Annotated in this window: 16 protein-coding genes and 1 riboswitch; of the genes, 12 read left to right on the top strand and 4 right to left on the bottom strand. The window is 70.7% G+C overall.

Going from position 1 to position 15,957, the window contains the following annotated elements; all coding sequences use genetic code 11:
* Positions 1-46 precede the first annotated feature (46 nt).
* Positions 47-185, top strand: a riboswitch (cobalamin riboswitch).
* A 36-nt stretch (positions 186-221) separates the two neighbouring features.
* From cobN to V1460_RS36015, 6 genes are all read left to right on the top strand, one after another.
* A complete protein-coding gene (cobN, locus tag V1460_RS36040; protein WP_338677799.1) occupies positions 222-3,998 on the top strand; it encodes a cobaltochelatase subunit CobN in 3,777 nt (1,258 codons plus the stop codon).
* 104 nt (positions 3,999-4,102) lie between these two features.
* Entirely contained in the window at positions 4,103-4,669 is a 567-nt protein-coding gene (locus tag V1460_RS36035) for a DM13 domain-containing protein (protein ID WP_338677797.1), read from the top strand.
* Positions 4,670-4,680: 11 nt separating this feature from the next.
* Positions 4,681-5,907: a methyltransferase gene (locus tag V1460_RS36030; RefSeq protein ID WP_338677796.1), complete on the top strand. Its 1,227-nt coding sequence runs from the start codon at positions 4,681-4,683 to the stop codon at positions 5,905-5,907.
* A 40-nt stretch (positions 5,908-5,947) separates the two neighbouring features.
* Positions 5,948-6,196: a hypothetical protein gene (locus tag V1460_RS36025; protein ID WP_338677795.1), complete on the top strand. Its 249-nt coding sequence runs from the start codon at positions 5,948-5,950 to the stop codon at positions 6,194-6,196.
* A gap of 298 nt (positions 6,197-6,494) precedes the next feature.
* Complete coding sequence (locus V1460_RS36020; protein ID WP_338677794.1) at positions 6,495-6,728, top strand: chaplin; 234 nt, start codon at positions 6,495-6,497, stop codon at positions 6,726-6,728.
* A 120-nt stretch (positions 6,729-6,848) separates the two neighbouring features.
* Positions 6,849-7,508, top strand: coding sequence for a chaplin (locus V1460_RS36015; RefSeq protein ID WP_338677793.1), 660 nt, complete (start codon positions 6,849-6,851; stop codon positions 7,506-7,508).
* A gap of 230 nt (positions 7,509-7,738) precedes the next feature.
* Here the strand turns inward: V1460_RS36015 and V1460_RS36010 are convergent, their stop codons facing one another.
* Complete coding sequence (locus V1460_RS36010; RefSeq protein WP_338677792.1) at positions 7,739-8,836, bottom strand: glycosyltransferase; 1,098 nt, start codon at positions 8,834-8,836, stop codon at positions 7,739-7,741.
* A gap of 332 nt (positions 8,837-9,168) precedes the next feature.
* Here V1460_RS36010 and V1460_RS36005 point away from each other — a divergent pair, with 332 nt between their 5' ends.
* From V1460_RS36005 to V1460_RS35990, 4 genes are all read left to right on the top strand, one after another.
* Positions 9,169-9,408 (top strand): chaplin, encoded by a 240-nt coding sequence (locus tag V1460_RS36005; protein ID WP_338677791.1) that lies wholly within the window; start codon positions 9,169-9,171, stop codon positions 9,406-9,408.
* Between the two features lie 202 nt (positions 9,409-9,610).
* The gene (locus tag V1460_RS36000; RefSeq protein ID WP_338677790.1) at positions 9,611-9,850 is read left to right on the top strand and encodes a chaplin; all 240 of its coding nucleotides are present in this window, start codon (positions 9,611-9,613) and stop codon (positions 9,848-9,850) included.
* Between the two features lie 357 nt (positions 9,851-10,207).
* Positions 10,208-10,498, top strand: coding sequence for a hypothetical protein (locus V1460_RS35995; protein WP_338677789.1), 291 nt, complete (start codon positions 10,208-10,210; stop codon positions 10,496-10,498).
* Between the two features lie 149 nt (positions 10,499-10,647).
* Positions 10,648-11,166, top strand: a complete 519-nt coding sequence (locus V1460_RS35990; RefSeq protein WP_338677788.1) for a DUF5949 family protein — start codon at positions 10,648-10,650, stop codon at positions 11,164-11,166.
* Positions 11,167-11,255: 89 nt separating this feature from the next.
* Here V1460_RS35990 and V1460_RS35985 read toward each other — a convergent pair whose 3' ends face one another.
* Positions 11,256-11,393, bottom strand: coding sequence for a hypothetical protein (locus V1460_RS35985; protein WP_338677787.1), 138 nt, complete (start codon positions 11,391-11,393; stop codon positions 11,256-11,258).
* A 211-nt stretch (positions 11,394-11,604) separates the two neighbouring features.
* On the opposite strand from V1460_RS35985, the gene V1460_RS35980 reads away from it, so the two are divergent.
* On the top strand, positions 11,605-12,306 hold the full coding sequence (locus tag V1460_RS35980) for a vitamin K epoxide reductase family protein (RefSeq protein WP_407077580.1): 702 nt from the start codon (positions 11,605-11,607) through the stop codon (positions 12,304-12,306).
* Positions 12,307-12,467: 161 nt separating this feature from the next.
* A complete protein-coding gene (locus V1460_RS35975) occupies positions 12,468-13,664 on the top strand; it encodes a thiolase family protein (protein WP_338677786.1) in 1,197 nt (398 codons plus the stop codon).
* 30 nt (positions 13,665-13,694) lie between these two features.
* Here V1460_RS35975 and V1460_RS35970 read toward each other — a convergent pair whose 3' ends face one another.
* Together V1460_RS35970 and V1460_RS35965 are read right to left on the bottom strand one after the other, a co-directional pair.
* Entirely contained in the window at positions 13,695-15,023 is a 1,329-nt protein-coding gene (locus tag V1460_RS35970) for a phosphoribosyltransferase (protein ID WP_338677785.1), read from the bottom strand.
* A 5-nt stretch (positions 15,024-15,028) separates the two neighbouring features.
* Complete coding sequence (locus tag V1460_RS35965; protein ID WP_338677784.1) at positions 15,029-15,826, bottom strand: protein phosphatase 2C domain-containing protein; 798 nt, start codon at positions 15,824-15,826, stop codon at positions 15,029-15,031.
* Between the last annotated feature and the right edge of the window lie 131 nt (positions 15,827-15,957).

The following is a 15,957-nucleotide window of genomic DNA, read 5'->3' as shown; positions in this document are numbered from 1 at the left end:
ACCCACGTCGTTCCGGGCAGCCGCTGTGTGTTCCGGGGGCAGCCTCTACTATTCAGGCGGCATGGGGTCTCAGGGCCCCGGGGAGGAAGCCCGGTGTGATTCCGGCGCGGTCCCGCCACTGTGAGCCGGGCCGGTGACGAACGGCGGCCTGGTGAGTCAGGAACTCCCGCCGACCACGACCACCCGGGGCGCGGAAACCCCGAGGAAGGCCTGCGCACGCGATGACGCAAGCGAAGACGACTACGCACGCGAACCCGGCGGACGCGCCGACGATCCTGCTGCTGTCGACCTCCGACACCGACCTGCTCAGCGCCCGCGCCTCGGAAGGCCCGGTCGCGTATCGCTTCGCGAACCCCTCCCGGCTCCCGGTCGGGGGCACCTCCCAGGCCGAAGGCTCCGGGGGAGGCATACTCGGCATGCTGCTGGAGGGCACCAGCCTGGTCGTCGTACGGCTGCTCGGCGGTATCCGCGCCTGGCAGGAGGGTCTGGACGTGCTGCTCGCACAGGACCGGCCGGTGGTCGTCCTCAGCGGTGAACAGGCCCCCGACGCACAGCTGATGGAGACCTCGACCGTTCCGATCGGCATCGCCGCCGAGGCCCACGCCTACCTCGCCCACGGCGGCCCGGACAACCTGGCGCAGCTCGCCCGCTTCCTGTCCGACACCGTGCTGCTCACCGGCCACGGTTTCGAGCCCCCGGCACCCGCGCCCACCTGGGGCCCGCTGGAGCGCGAGGCGAAGGCCGCAGGCAGCGCCGACGGCCCCACCGTCGCCGTGCTCTACTACCGCGCCCACCACATGAGCGGCAACACCGCCTTCGTCGGCACCCTCTGCGACGCCATCGAGGACGCGGGCGGCCGAGCGCTGCCCCTGTATGTGGCGTCCCTGCGTGCTCCCGAGACCGAGCTGCTCGACCGGCTGCGCGGCGCGGACGCCATCGTCACCACGGTGCTCGCCGCGGGCGGCACCAAGCCCGCCGAGGCCCAGGCGGCTGAAATGAATCTCGCGGCGCGAAGTGCCTCGGACAAGGGTGGTGGTGGGCTACGGGCGGGCGACGAGGCCTGGGACGCGGGCGCGCTCGCCGCGCTCGACGTGCCGGTGCTCCAGGCGCTGTGCCTGACCGGTTCGCGCAGTGCCTGGGAGGAGAACGACGAGGGCCTGTCTCCGCTGGACGCCGCGAGCCAGGTCGCGGTCCCCGAGTTCGACGGGCGCCTGATCACCGTCCCGTTCTCCTTCAAGGAGATCGACCAGGACGGCCTCCCGGCCTATGTCGCCGACCCCGAGCGCGCCGCCCGTGTCGCCGGGATCGCCGTACGCCACGCACGGCTGCGCCACATCCCCAACGCCGACAAGCGCCTCGCGCTCGTCCTCTCCGCCTACCCCACCAAGCACTCCCGCATCGGCAACGCGGTGGGCCTCGACACCCCGGCGTCGGCCGTCGCCCTGCTGCGCCGACTCGCCGCCGAGGGCTACGACTTCGGTGCGGAGGACATCCCGGGCCTCGAGTCGGGCGACGGCGACGAGCTGATCCGCGCGCTGATCGAGGCCGGTGGCCACGACCAGGACTGGCTCACCGAGGAGCAGCTGGCCCGCAATCCGGTCCGCATCCCGGCCGCCGACTACAAGCGCTGGTACGCCACCCTCCCCGCCGAGCTCCGCGAGCAGGTCGAGCGGCACTGGGGCCCGGCGCCCGGCGCGATGTTCCTCGACCGCAGCCGCAACCCCGAAGGCGACATCGTGCTCGCCGCGCTGCGCCGCGGGAACCTGCTGATCGTCATCCAGCCGCCGCGCGGCTTCGGTGAGAACCCGATCGCGATCTACCACGACCCCGATCTGCCGCCCTCGCACCACTACCTGGCCGCCTACCGCTGGATCGCCGCCCGCCAGACGACTGGGGGTGCCTCCCAGGCCGAAGGCTCTGGGGGAGGCTTCGGCGCCGACGCGATGATCCACCTCGGCAAGCACGGCAACCTGGAATGGCTGCCCGGCAAGAACGCGGGCCTGTCAGCCGCCTGCGCCCCCGACGCCGCACTCGGCGACCTGCCGCTGGTCTACCCCTTCCTGGTCAACGACCCGGGCGAGGGCACCCAGGCCAAGCGCCGCGTCCACGCCACACTCGTCGACCACCTCGTGCCGCCGATGGCCCGTGCCGACTCGTACGGCGACATCGCGCGCCTGGAGCAGTTGCTGGACGAGTACGCGCAGATCTCCTCCATGGACCCGGCGAAGCTCCCCGCCATCCGCGCCCAGATCTGGACGTTGATCCAGGCCGCCAAGCTCGACCACGACCTGGGCATGGAGGAGCGGCCGGACGACGACGGCTTCGACGACTTCCTGCTGCATGTCGACGGCTGGCTGTGCGAGGTCAAGGACGCGCAGATCCGCGACGGTCTGCATGTACTCGGCGGCGCGCCCACCGGCCCCGAGCGGGTCAACCTGGTGCTGTCGATCCTGCGCGCCCGGCAGATCTGGGGCGGTACCACCGCTCTGCCCGGACTGCGGGAAGCGCTGGGCCTGGACGAGTCCGCCGCCACCCGCAGGACCGCCGACGAGGCCGAGGCCGCGGCCCGCGCCTTGGTCGAGGCCATGGAGGAGGCCGGCTGGGACCCGGCAGCCGTCGCATCCGTCGCCGATGGCCACGGCCGGGCGGTGGCCGACATCCTCGACTTCGCCGCCCGCGAGGTCGTGCCGCGCCTCGACGCCACCACCGACGAACTCGACCACACCGTCCACGCCCTGAACGGCGGCTTCGTCCCGGCGGGCCCGTCCGGATCCCCGCTGCGCGGCCTGGTCAACGTGCTGCCGACCGGCCGCAACTTCTACTCCGTCGACCCCAAGGCCGTGCCCTCCCGCCTCGCCTGGGAGACCGGCCAGGCCCTCGCCGACTCGCTGCTCACCCGCTACCGCACCGACAACGGCGAATGGCCCACATCGGTCGGCCTCTCCCTCTGGGGCACGAGCGCGATGCGCACCGCGGGCGACGATGTCGCCGAGGCCCTGGCGCTGCTCGGGGTGCGCCCCCTCTGGGACGAGGCATCGCGCCGGGTCAACGGCATCGAGCCGATCCCGGCCGCCGAGCTCGGCCGCCCCAGGGTCGATGTCACCCTGCGTATCTCCGGGTTCTTCCGGGACGCCTTCCCGCACGTCATCGGGCTGCTCGACGACGCGGTACGGCTGGTCGCCTCGCTGGACGAGCCCGCCGACGTCAACTACGTCCGGGCACACACCCAGGCGGACCTGGCCGAACACGGTGACGAGCGTCGCGCCACCACCCGTATCTTCGGCTCCCGGCCCGGCACCTACGGCGCCGGTCTGCTCCAGCTGATCGACTCACGAGACTGGCGCACCGACGCCGACCTCGCGGAGGTGTACACGGTGTGGGGCGGTTACGCGTACGGGCGGGGGCTCGAAGGGCGCGCGGCGCGCGAGGAGATGGAGACGGCGTACCAGCGGATCGCGGTCGCGGCCAAGAACACCGACACCCGCGAGCACGACATCGCCGACTCCGACGACTACTTCCAGTACCACGGCGGCATGGTGGCCACCGTCCGAGCCCTGCGCGGCACGGCCCCCGAGGCGTACATCGGCGACTCGACCCGACCCGAGACGGTCCGCACCCGCACCCTGGTGGAGGAGACCTCGCGGGTGTTCCGCGCACGGGTCGTCAATCCCAAGTGGATCGAGGCGATGCGCCGCCACGGATACAAGGGTGCGTTCGAGCTCGCGGCGACGGTGGACTACCTGTTCGGGTACGACGCCACCACCGGGGTCGTCGCCGACTGGATGTACGACAAGCTCACCGAGACCTATGTGCTGGACCCGGAGAACCGGGAGTTCCTCCAGCAGGCCAACCCCTGGGCGCTGCACGGCATCGCCGAGCGGCTGCTGGAGGCGGAGTCCCGGGGCATGTGGGAGAAGCCCGACCCGGCGGTCATCGAGGCGCTGCGCCAGGTGTTCCTGGAGACGGAGAGCGACCTGGAAGGCGAGAACGACGAGTAGCCTCACGCACGCTCCCGACCGGGCACAGGCTCTCGACCGGACGTAAGGGTTTCGTCATCGGCTGACACCCCCATTGCCGCCCCGCACCAGGCTTCAATAGGGGCATGAGAACGTCTGTGCTGAAGAAGCCGGTGGTCAGGGTCGTACTGGTGGTCGTCGCCGTGGCTCTGGCCGTCGGGGTGTACTGGTTCCAGCCGTGGAAGCTGTTCGTCGACGAGACCGTACGGGAAGAGCTCCCGCAGGCCGTGCCGTCGGCGCCGGCGTCGGCGGACGGGACGACCGGGTCCGGCATGCCGTCCGAGCCCGCCCAGCCCCGGGTGCTCGCCACGGGCACCTTCATCAGTCATGAGCACGCCACCGAGGGCAAGGTGAAGATCGTCGGACTCGCCGACGGCAGCCGGGTGCTCCGCATCGAGGGACTGAACACCAGCAACGGCCCCGATCTGAGGGTCTGGCTGACCGACGCTCCGGTCAAGGAGGGCACCGCGGGCTGGCGGGTCTTCGATGACGGCGCGCATGTCAGCCTCGGCAAGCTCAAGGGCAACAAGGGCGACCAGAACTACAACGTGCCAGCCGATGTCGATCTGTCGAAGTACACGAGCGTGAGCATCTGGTGCGACCGCTTCGATGTCTCCTTCGGCGCCGCGGAGCTCGCCCGACAGGCCGCGTAGCCTGGAGGACGATGAACACGTTCACCACGTCATGGGGCGACCTCGGGCTCACCCGCTACCCCGAGGACCCCCGTGACCAGCTCCGTGCCTGGGACGCTGCCGACGAGTACCTGCTGCGGCACCTCGGCGAACTCGCGGAACGCGCCGGCCCCGCCGCCATCGGCGGCACCGTTGTCGTCCTCGGCGACCGATGGGGCGCCCTCACCACCGCGCTCGCCGGGCACGGACCGGCGCAGATCACCGACTCGTACCTCACCCAGCAGGCCACCCGAGCCAATCTCGCCCGCAACCGGCCCGCCGCGCGGCTTGCGGGGGTACGGCTGCTGACGACGCAGGACGCGCCACCGGACCGTGTCGACGTGCTGCTCGTGCGGGTACCGAAGAGCCTCGCCCTTCTGGAGGACCAGCTCCAGCGGCTCGCCCCGCGGCTGCACGCGCAGACCCTCGTGGTCGGTACGGGCATGGTGACCGAGATCCACACCTCCACGCTGAAGCTGTTCGAACGGATCATCGGACCGACCAGGACCTCGCTCGCGGTGAAGAAGGCGCGGCTGATCTTCACCACTCCCGATCCGGCCCTGCTCGCCTCCGCGGCCCCGATCCCGGGTGCGGACCCGGATTCGGACCCGGGTTCGGACCCGGCGGCCGGCCTGTCCTGGCCGCGCCGCTACGAGCTGCCCCCTGACATCGGCGTCATGTCCGGCCGCCCCGTCACCAACCATGCGGGCATCTTCTGCGCCGACCGCCTCGACATCGGCACCCGGTTCTTCCTCCAGCACCTTCCGGAACGCCGGGGGCCGGTCCGTGTCGTGGACCTGGGCTGCGGAAACGGCGTGGTGGGCACGGCGGTGGCGGTCGCCAACCCCGAGGCCCGTGTGGTGTTCACGGACGAGTCGTTCCAGGCCGTGGCATCCGCCGAGGCCACCTTCCGGGCGAACACCGGCCCGGGCGCGAAGGCCGAGTTCCTCGTGGGCGACGGGCTCGCGGACATCGAGCGCGCCTCGGCCGACCTGGTGCTGAACAACCCGCCGTTCCACACCCACCGAGCCCTCACTGACAGCACGTCCTGGCGCATGTTCACCGGCGCGCGGGCCGCGCTGCGCCCCGGCGGTGAACTGTGGGTGGTCGGCAATCGCCACCTCGGCTACCACACCAGGCTGCGCCGGCTCTTCGGCAACTGCGAGGCCGTCGCCGGGAATCCCAAGTTCGTCGTACTGCGTGCGGTGAAACGCCGCTGATTTCACTCCACCGAATCTTCCGGTACGGGATATTGGGTGCATGACGGAGCAGAAGGGCCGTTGGGAACGGCAAGGGCTGATTCCGGCGAGCCGCAGGGAACCGGGGGCGGGAGCGGGGGCGGCGAGAGCAGGCGTGAGACCGGGCACGGGACCGGGCGTGGCGGAGCGGGGCGAGGAGCCCATCTACGCGTCGCTGCTGGCCCAGTGGTCCGCCCAGGGCAAGACCGTCCCAGGACCCGACCATGAGTGGACGGCGATCGTCTCGCGCTCCTGCTGGCCGCGCTGGTAGCGGTTCCCGTACGGCCGTCGCGCCCGTGCTCCATGCCGCGCCTTCCGGCCATTCGGGTGAATTCAGGAAACCTGAACCCGAATGCGCGCGTTGATTCAGTACGCGGAACAAGTTCATGGGTAGCGGAGGATGGAGCTCCTGGCGTCAATCAGCCGAGCGGAAGTATTACCGCCGGGGCAGACGTGTGGAATCGATGGGTCGAGGGTTTCTTCACCGGTAGCCGCTCGTTGGCATTGCGTTGACGGCTTGACCGTCGGTTTTCGCTCGATCCATTGGCTGAGAATCCAAAGGAATCCACATGAAGTACATGAAGACGGCCGCACTCTTCGCCGGTGCTGTGCTGGCCATGGGAATGGCTTCGCCCGCCATCGCCGACTCGGGTGCGACCGGAGTCTCCTCCGCCTCCCCGGGTGTGCTGTCCGGGAACGTGCTCCAGGTGCCCGTGCACGTGCCGGTCGGCGTGTGTGGCAACTCGGTGGGCCTCGTCGGCCTGATGAACCAGGCCGCGGGCAACGCCTGCATGAACGGCTGACGAAAGAGCTCGTCACGCGGACAAGCGGCCCTGAAGGGCCCTGATCCGCCGGTCCTGGGGCGCACCAGCCCGGTGCGTCCCAGGACCGGCCTTCGAACCAACAGCGGGAAAGACAACGAGATGCGACAGCGACAGGTCATCACCAAGGGAATCCTGACGGCCGCGGCGGCCACCAGCATTCTGTCCCTGAACAGCGCGTACGCCAGCGCCTCCCAGGCCGACGGGGACGCCCAGGGCTCTCCAGGGGTGCTGTCGGGCAACAACGTCCAGGTGCCCGTGGACGTCCCCGTCAATGTCTGCGGCAACTCCGTGAGCGTCATCGGCGCCCTCAACCCGGCCTTCGGCAGCGCCTGCGCCAACCGCTCGGCGCGGGGGCTGTCCGGTTCCGAGGCATCGGGCGACACCGTGGGCTCCCCGGGAGTGCTGTCGGGCAACAACGTCAAGGCCCCGGTACACGCCCCCGTCAACGTCTGCGGCAACACCATCGATGTCGTCGGATTGCTGAACCCGGTGACCGGCGGGTCCTGCGCCAACGGCGCGGAGCCGGGCGCTGTGCCTCCCGGCGAGGTCCCGAACACACCGCTGACGCCGGTGGTCGCAGTCCTGCCGCAGCCCGGTGGGCCGGCGGACCACAGTGAGGTGGCGGGTGCCGTCCACTCCCCGCAGCTGGCCGAGACCGGCATGGGCGCGGGTTCGCTCGCCGCCGGGGCCGCCGCCATGGCCCTGCTGGTCGGCGGTGGTGTGCTGTACCGGCGCGGCGTGGTCGGCGCCCGCCGCTGAGCCGGGACCGGGCCCAGGTCCTCGTGACCGCCTGCTCTCCCCGCTTCCTCCATCCCGCCCCACTCCGTTCGTCCTCTTCACTCGCCTTCCTCCTCGTGTGACTCCCGGCCGGGAGAGTCCCCCTCGACTCTCCCGGCCGGTGATCGTTCCAGGGACTGAAGGGAGTCAAGGGCCTCAAGGGCGCGAGAGCGGCAGGGCGTCAGGGCGGCGCGGGGACATCGTGCCGGCGGTCAGGGCACCAGCTCGCGGTAGACGTCCGTGACGGCCTCCGCGGTGACTTTGGCGTTGTGGCTGGACAGGACGTGCAGATGGCCCTGGCGCCCCAGGGTGGTCCGCAACGGTGTGTTCAGCAGCAGGTCAGCCACCGCGGTGGCCAGTGCGTAAGGATCCTGGGGCGGTGTCAGACAGAACAGCGCGTGGCCCGGTGGCAGGCTCTCGCGCGCTCCGCCGACGTCCGTGACGACCACGGGACGGGCACAGGCCATCGCCTCCAGCGGGGTCAGCGCCATGTCGTCCCGGCGGGACGGCACCACGACCAGATCGGCCGCCCGGTACCAGGGCACCGGGTCCGCCACGGCACCGGCGAAGCGCACCGACGCGGGGGCGGACAGCCGCAGCCACTCGGCCTCAGGGCCGTCGCCGACCAGGACCAGACAGGCGTTGGGCAGCCTGCGCAGCACCTGCTGCCAGGCCGTGAGCAGCACGTCCTGGCCCTTCTGAAGGCACAGCCTGCCCACACACACCACCAGCGGTGCCGACGCTGGCAGGTCCGAGACCAGCGGGGGCAGCACCCGCGGTCTGCCGTCGGGTGTGGGCCGGAAGTGCTCGGTGTCCACCCCGTTGGGAATCACGGTCCAGCTGGCCCGTACGCCGGCACGCTCCGCGGTGCGCAGCTCCGCTTCGCTGCCGCACACCACACGGTCCGTCCAGCGGGTTCCGTACCGCTCCCAGCGCCGGGCGAGACCTGCCGTTACGCCGTCGGCCGCCTCGAACGACCAGGCGTGGGGCTGGAAGACGGTGGGGATACGGCCCCGTACCGCGAGCCGCGTGGCCAGTCCCGCCTTTCCGCTGTGCGCGTGCACGATGTGCGGGCGTACCCGAGCCACCAGCCGTGCCAGCCGGCCGACTTCAGGCAGCAGCAGCGGACCGGGCCCGCTGCCCGCCCGCCAGCGGTGGACCTCGGCTCCGAGCCCGCGCGCGGCGCGGGCGAGCCCGTCGCCGTCGGGGCAAGCCACAGCCACTTGCATGCCACTGCGGACCTGGTCGGCCACCAGCCCCGCGACCACCCGCGCGGCTCCACCGTCGGCGGCCTGCACGACATGGAGCACGGCCGCCGGTCCGCGGCCGGGCCGACCCGGTGGAGGTGATGACGACAGCACGGGATCTCCGATCCGAGCATATGACCAATGTCGGATGGTGAATGCCGGATGTCCCGAAAGGGCGGCCCGGTATTTCACGTATTTACGTATTCACGCTCGGGCCGGTTGTCGGGCGCATGGGTGATTCTAACGGAATTCTCACTCCGAACGGCGCAGGAAGCGCTGCGCCGCATGGGGAAGGTCGACCAGATTAGCCCATTCGTGGCTCTCCCGTATCCGTCAGAAGATGCCGTCGTTGAGTGAATTGCCCTCATCGGTTACCCCGAAAGGAAATCAGGAAAATGAAGCGAATCGCCACGTCGGTCATGCTGGCAGGCACCGGGGCCGCGCTGGTCTTCGGTGGCGCGGGAGTGGCCTCCGCCGACAGCGGTGCGACCGGCGCCGCCGAGGGTTCGCCCGGCGTCCTGTCCGGCAACACGGCCCAGGTTCCGGTGCACGTTCCGGTCGGTGTCTGCGGCAACACCGTGAGCGTCGTCGGCCTGCTCAACCCGGTCTCCGGCGCCGTCTGCCAGAACGCCTGACGCGGTTTCAGCGGTCCCGGCAGCCGTCCCTCGGCCCCTGCGGGCCTGGGGAGGCCCCATAGCTGCCGGGCGCTGAATTCGTATCGGCCCACCGGTTTTCACTCTCATGGCCGCACAACCTGGCGGCCATCGCTTCCGTTGAAGCAACTGGTCGGGCAGTCACGTCCGACCACTGAAACACCTGATCAAGGAGTGCTTCTCCATGTCGCGTACCGCGAAGGCTCTTGTCCTCTCCACCGTTGCTGCCGCCGCCGTTGCGGGTTCTGCCGGTATCGCCGCCGCCGACAGCGGTGCGCAGGGTGCCGCCGCCGGTTCGCCCGGCATCCTGTCCGGCAACGTGGCCCAGGTCCCGGTGCACGTTCCGGTCGGCGCCTGCGGCAACACCGCGAGCGTTATCGGTCTGCTGAACCCGGCCATGGGCAGCGTCTGTGTGAACGGCTGATCGCCTTTCACCGTCTTCCCAAGGGACCGCCCTTCCTGGCATGGCGTCACATCGCCATGACCGGAGGGGCGGTCGCTTTGTCTGCGGTCGCCTCGTTCTCGACGTGCGTATCCGTTTCCCTTGCTTCCGGTCGCAGGGCGCCCGAGCACACGCGTCCGACCGGCCCGTGCATCCGTTCCCATGCGTCGCGCTTGTGTTCCGAGAATTCCTCGGCTGCGGAGTTTCCCTGGCAGCAGGGGCTCGTTACACAACACGGAGCACTACGGCAGGCGTACGGCGGCCGTAAACAACCGCAATATGCCCGAATCCGTATGACACTTGCGCCGCGACACGCGTGGCCGAAGGAGAGATTCACTGATGAAGCCCATGAAGGTCGTCGCCATCGTCGCCGGTTCCCTGGTGGCCGCGGGGGCCGCCTCGCCGGCGTTCGCCATCGACTACCCGCCCGCGACCAGCCTCGGCGGCGGTATCAACACCCTCACCACCCAGTCCAAGTCCGCCGCGGAGCCGCTGACGGGCGAGACCCTGGACTCGGAGAAGGCGGGAACGCTGCTCAACGAGGTCAAGGGTGCGACCACCGAGTTGAACAAGGCCAAGCAGGCCGCTCCCGCCAAGCTGATCGGCGGGCTCCCGGTCAACGGCCACTGAGCCGCGGGGGTCGTACCAGCTTCCTGGCGCGCCCCGGGGCGGGCGACGCCCCCGGGGTCGACTACCCCTTCGGAGTAATCGACCCCGGGGGCGCCCGCTCCGGTGGGGCGACTGCCCGAGAAATCCCGATACATCGCTAAGGTCCGAGAGTGACCTCAACCTTCAGCGCCCTAAGCGCGCTCTGCCCGGCCCAGTTGGGCACGCTCGTCGTCATCGCCTGGAAGGGCGACCACCCCGACGACGAACGCGACATGCCGTTTCTGCTGGCGTACTCGCTCGGGGACGGCGAAGGCGGCCCCGAAGCGGCGACGGTCGCGGCCCGGCAGCTCATCGAGGAGTCGGGCCTGCCGATCGGCAGCGAGTACGTGGATGTGGTGGAAGCGGTGCGGGACGGCGAGTCGTCGGTCGCTCTGACCATCGAGGACTCCGGCCGGACAGCTGTACTGACGATGCCTCATCTCAGTGCTCGGTGCGCCGTTTCGCCCGAGTGGCTGACCGCGGTGCGAGGGCAGGAGCATGTGTACTTCCTCTTCGCCACTCGCCCCTGGCCGAAGGCGGCGCCCGGGGTACCGGTCAGTGAGGGGGAGCTGCGGGACTTCGTGGGCGACGAGGCGGTGCTGTCGACCGCAGCCCACTGCCTGCTGCCGGTGCGTCAGCTCCAGGTCTGAGGCAGGGGGAGCGGAAGCGGCCGGAGCACGTCAAAGGGCCCGGAGGCGGTGGAATGCCCGCCTGCCGGGCCGGGATTAGGCCATGCGGATTACAGATGGCGATCGGTCGAGCTCGCCGGGCAGGTGACTGCGTGGGGTACGCGCACCCGGGTGACCCCGGCGAGCCCGAGTGGTATCTCGCCGGCAGGGGCGGCTTGGGCCCCCGTACGGCGAAGCGTCAGCTTCATGATCGAGCTCCTTGTCACAAGGGTCTGGACACTTGCGACGCTAATCGGAATCTGACGATCCGTCGCGTCGAGCGGGGCAGTGACTACTGCGTGCGCGCATCGGCCCAGGTGGGGGAGTGCGGGAAGGCGAGGCGTGGGCGAGCGTCGGGGGCTCGGGGCACGGGGACACCGGATTTTCAGGACTGCCAGGACCGTCAGGACTTCGGACATCATGCGGACAACGGACTCAGCCAACTCAGCCACGTCGGCCAACCCGGAAGGCGCACAAGTGCGCACGCACAGACGCATCCCGCGTCCTGCCGGCGGCTACGGCGACGATCCGTCAGATTCCACGGGCGCTTCCGGCGCCTCCCGTGGCCTCGCCTGGCTGCTGGTGGTGACGGGCGCGGCGGGACTGCTGGCGTCCTGGGTGATCACGATCGACAAGTTCCACCTCCTGGAGGACCCCGGCTTCACCCCCGGATGCAGCCTCAACCCGGTTGTCTCCTGTGGCAGTGTCATGGAGAGCGAACAGGCGGCGGCCTTCGGCTTCCCCAATCCGATGCTGGGACTCGTCAGCTACGCTGCCGTGATCGCGATCGGTGCCGGTCTGCTCGCCGGAGCCCGCTACCACCGCTGGTTCTGGCTGGGGCTCAACGCGGGCGCCCTGTTCGGGGTGGGCTTTTGCACCTGGCTCCAGTTCCAGTCGCTGTACCGGATCAGCGCGCTGTGCCTGTGGTGCTCACTGGCCTGGGTCGCGACCATCGTGCTCTTCTGCGCCGTCACCCGGCACACCGTCGTCCACCGGATGCTTCCGGCCCCACCCGGGGTGCGGACCGTGCTGCGCGAGTTCGGCTGGATGCCGCCGGTGCTGTGGACGGGTGTCATCGGGATGCTGATCCTGACCCGCTGGTGGACGTTCTGGGCCGGCTGAGCGCTGCGCGCCGTCGACGCTGGGGCGTGGCGTGCGGAGGCGTGTGCGCAGGGGCGGCATGGCGTTGACATGGGTGTCGGGTACACGCAGACTCGTCACGCGCTGCCGGGACGGCGCCCTGGGTGGGACACGGCCACCGCCACGGCCATGAAGGAGCTGACATGACCGATCGCCTGCGTGACGTGTACATCGTTGATGCCGTCCGCACGCCCATCGGCAAATACGGCGGCGCGCTGTCCGGCGTCCGCCCGGACGACCTTGCCGCCGGTGTGCTGAGCGCCCTTGTCTCCCGTACGCCCGAGCTCGACCCTGCCCGTATCGACGACGTCTTCTTCGGGGACACCAACGGTGCGGGCGAGGACAACCGCGATGTCGCGCGCATGGCCGTGCTGCTCGCGGGCCTTCCGGTCACCGTGCCCGGCACCACAGTGAACCGGCTCTGCGGCTCCGGGATGGAAGCGGTCATCCAGGCGGCTCGTGCCATCGCCGTCGGCGATGCGTCGATCGCGGTCGCCGGCGGTGTCGAGTCGATGAGTCGTGCTCCCTGGGTGATGGGGAAGCCGGAGCGCGGCTTCCCGGTGGGCCACCAGCAGATGTACTCGACCACGCTGGGCTGGCGGATGGTCAATCCGCGGATGCCCGGTGAATGGACCGTCGGCCTCGGCGAGGGCGCCGAGCTGCTGGCCGAGAAGTACGGCATCGGGCGGGCCGAACAGGACGCGTTCGCGCTGGCCAGCCACCGCAACGCGGCCCGGGCGTGGGCGGAGGGCCTGTACGACGGAGAGGTCGTGCCCGTCGAAGGAGTCGAGCTCACACGTGACGAGTGCGTCCGCGACAGCACGTCGACGGAGGCGCTGGCCAAGCTGAAGCCGGTCTTCCGCAAGGACGGCAACGGGACCGTGACCGCCGGCAACTCCTCCCCGCTCAACGACGGGGCCGCAGCGCTGCTGCTGGTGGACGAGGACGGCCTGCGCGCCACCGGCCGCGAGCCGTTGGCCCGCGTCGGCGCGTCCGCCGTCACCGGGATCGAGCCCCAGTACTTCGGCTCGGGTCCGGTCGAAGCCGTGCGCCGTGCCCTGAAGAAGGCGGGCCGTGAGTTCGCCGATCTGCGTACGGTCGAACTCAACGAGGCCTTCGCCGCGCAGTCGCTGGCCTGTCTGCGGCAGTGGCCGGGACTCGATCCGGAGATCGTCAACCCGCGCGGCGGCGCCATCGCCATCGGGCATCCACTGGGTGCGTCCGGCGCCCGGCTCACCGGCGCCGTCGCCCACCAGCTCGCGGCGGCGGGGTCCGGTACGGGCCTGGCCACGCTGTGCATCGGCGTGGGGCAAGGGCTGGCACTGGTCCTGGAGCGCTGAACGTCCGCAGCTCCCCCCGCCCCGGCATGGTCACTCGGTCAGCTGCCGGATGAACCAGTCCTCGGCGAGAGCGGCGACCTCGTCCAGCGCGCCCGGCTCCTCGAACAGGTGCGTTGCCCCGGGCACGATCTCCAGCCGGTTCTCGCAGCGCAGCTCGCTCTGGGCCTGCCGGTTGAGCTCGATCACGGTGGTGTCCAGGCCCCCGACGATCAGCAGCGTCGGCGCCCGTACCCCCGCCAGCCGGGAACCGGCCAGGTCCGGACGCCCACCCCGGGACACCACGGCGCCCACGTCCGTGCCCGCCGTCGCGGCGGCCCACAGTGCCGCCGCGGCTCCGGTGGATGCCCCGAAGTAGCCGATCGGCGCCGGGGTGCGGGTGCGCAGCCAGTGGGTGGCGTCCGTGAGCCTGCGGGCGAGGATCTCGATGTCGAAGACATTGGCGCGGTCTGCCGCTTCGGGCTCGGTGAGCAGGTCGAACAGCAGGGTGCCGAGACCGACCCGGTTCAGTGCCCGCGCCACTGAGCGGTTGCGGGGGCTGTGCCTGCTGCTCCCCGAACCATGGGCGAACACCACCACGCCGGCCGTGTCGCCGGGCAGGGTGAGCTCACCGGCCAGCCGCACGACTCCGGCGTCCACCTCCACCTCGCCGGTCTCCTCGGCCTTCTCCGCTGTCTCGGGCTTCGCCTCCTCAGCCTTGTCAGCGTCCTGGGCGTTCTCGGTAGGTGCGGTCGCCGCCCGTTTCAGCAGCGCGACGACCTCCTCGTCAGGGGTCTGCGAGAAGTCCTCGTACCACTCGCCGACCGCCGTGAAGGCGCGCGGCGTCGACAGGCACACCACCTCGTCCGCGGCCCCCTGCAGCCAGGCCACCGCGTCCGGCGGTGCCACCGGCGCGGCCAGCACCACCCGGGCCGCGCCCTGCGCCCGTACGACCTCGCAGGCCGCCGCCGCCGTGGCTCCGGTGGCGATGCCGTCGTCCACCAGGACCACGGTCCGCCCCGCGATGCCGACGCGTTCCCGGTCGGCTCTGAACGCGCGTGCCTGCCGGTTCAGTTCGGCCTTCTCCGCGTGCTCGACCGACTCGATCTCCTGCCGGGACACATGGCCGCGGGCCACGATGTCGTCATTGACGATCCGTACCCCGCCCTCCCCGATCGCCCCGAACGCGAGCTCCCGGTGGTACGGCACCCCCAGTTTCCGCACCACGATCACATCCAGCGGCGCTCCGAGCGCCCGCGCCACCTCGTATGCCACCGGCACCCCGCCGCGCGGCAGCCCGAGTACGACCGGATCGGCGGCCCGCACGTGCTGCAGCGCTTCGGCGAGCTGCCGGCCCGCGTCGGTGCGACCGGTGAAGTGCATGCCACTCACCCCGTTCCCGCTCCGATTCGGATCAGCGCCAACGTGATGTTGTCGGGGCCGCCGGATTCGATCGCGGCCTTCCACAGCTCGTACGCGGCCCGGCCACCGTCGTGCCCGCTCAGGAGGTCGTCGAGCTCCTCGTCCGGCACCGGGTCGGTCAGCCCGTCCGAGCAGATCAGCCATCGGTCGCCGACCGCGAGCGGCGAGCGGGACACATGCGCGATGATCGGGCTGCGGGAGAGCGAGCCGCCCAGGGTCTGGGTCACCGCCGATGTGGTGCGCCTGCCGGGTGCGGGCAATGGGCTGTCGTCCACGCTCACCTGCCGCAGCCGGCGCTCCCCGGCGTCTCCTCGCTCGCCCCGCGGGCCCGGCTCCCCGTCTGCCGCGCCTACCTCGTACACCTTGCTGTCGCCCACGTTGAAGACCAGAACGGAATCCGGGAGCACGACCGCGCCCGCGATCGTCGTCCCCATGGCGGTCAGCTTCGGGTCCGCTTCCGCCGCCGCGTACACCGAGTGGTTGCACAGGTCCAGTGCGTCACGTACCGCCTGCTCCCCACCGAGTCCCGGGCCGAGTGCGGCGAGCCTGTGTACCACCAGCGCACTGGCCACCTCACCGGCCGGCTGTCCGCCGAGTCCGTCGGCGACCGCGACGACCAGCGGGGTGCCGAGAGGGAACAGCAGGGTCTGGGGGTTCTCGGTCACGGTCGCGCACAAGGTCCAGGGTCCGGCCACGAGGCTGTCCTCGTTGTGCTCGCGGACCAGGCCGATATCGCTCAGGGCGGTCACCGCTATGTACGGCACGTCTCCATTGTCACGCGGTCGGCCGACTCCTGCCCGTGTTCAGAGGGTGAACGCACAACTGCCTCACAAAGCAGCAGAGTTGGCTGCCGCCCAGGTTTGGTGTGAAGTCTTGACGGCAACGGTCTGCGGCA

It is taken from the genome of Streptomyces sp. SCSIO 30461, assembly GCF_037023745.1.
Taxonomy (GTDB): domain Bacteria; phylum Actinomycetota; class Actinomycetes; order Streptomycetales; family Streptomycetaceae; genus Streptomyces.
Note: the sequence above shows the minus strand (reverse complement) of the source record. Positions and strands in the feature narration are given on the sequence as shown.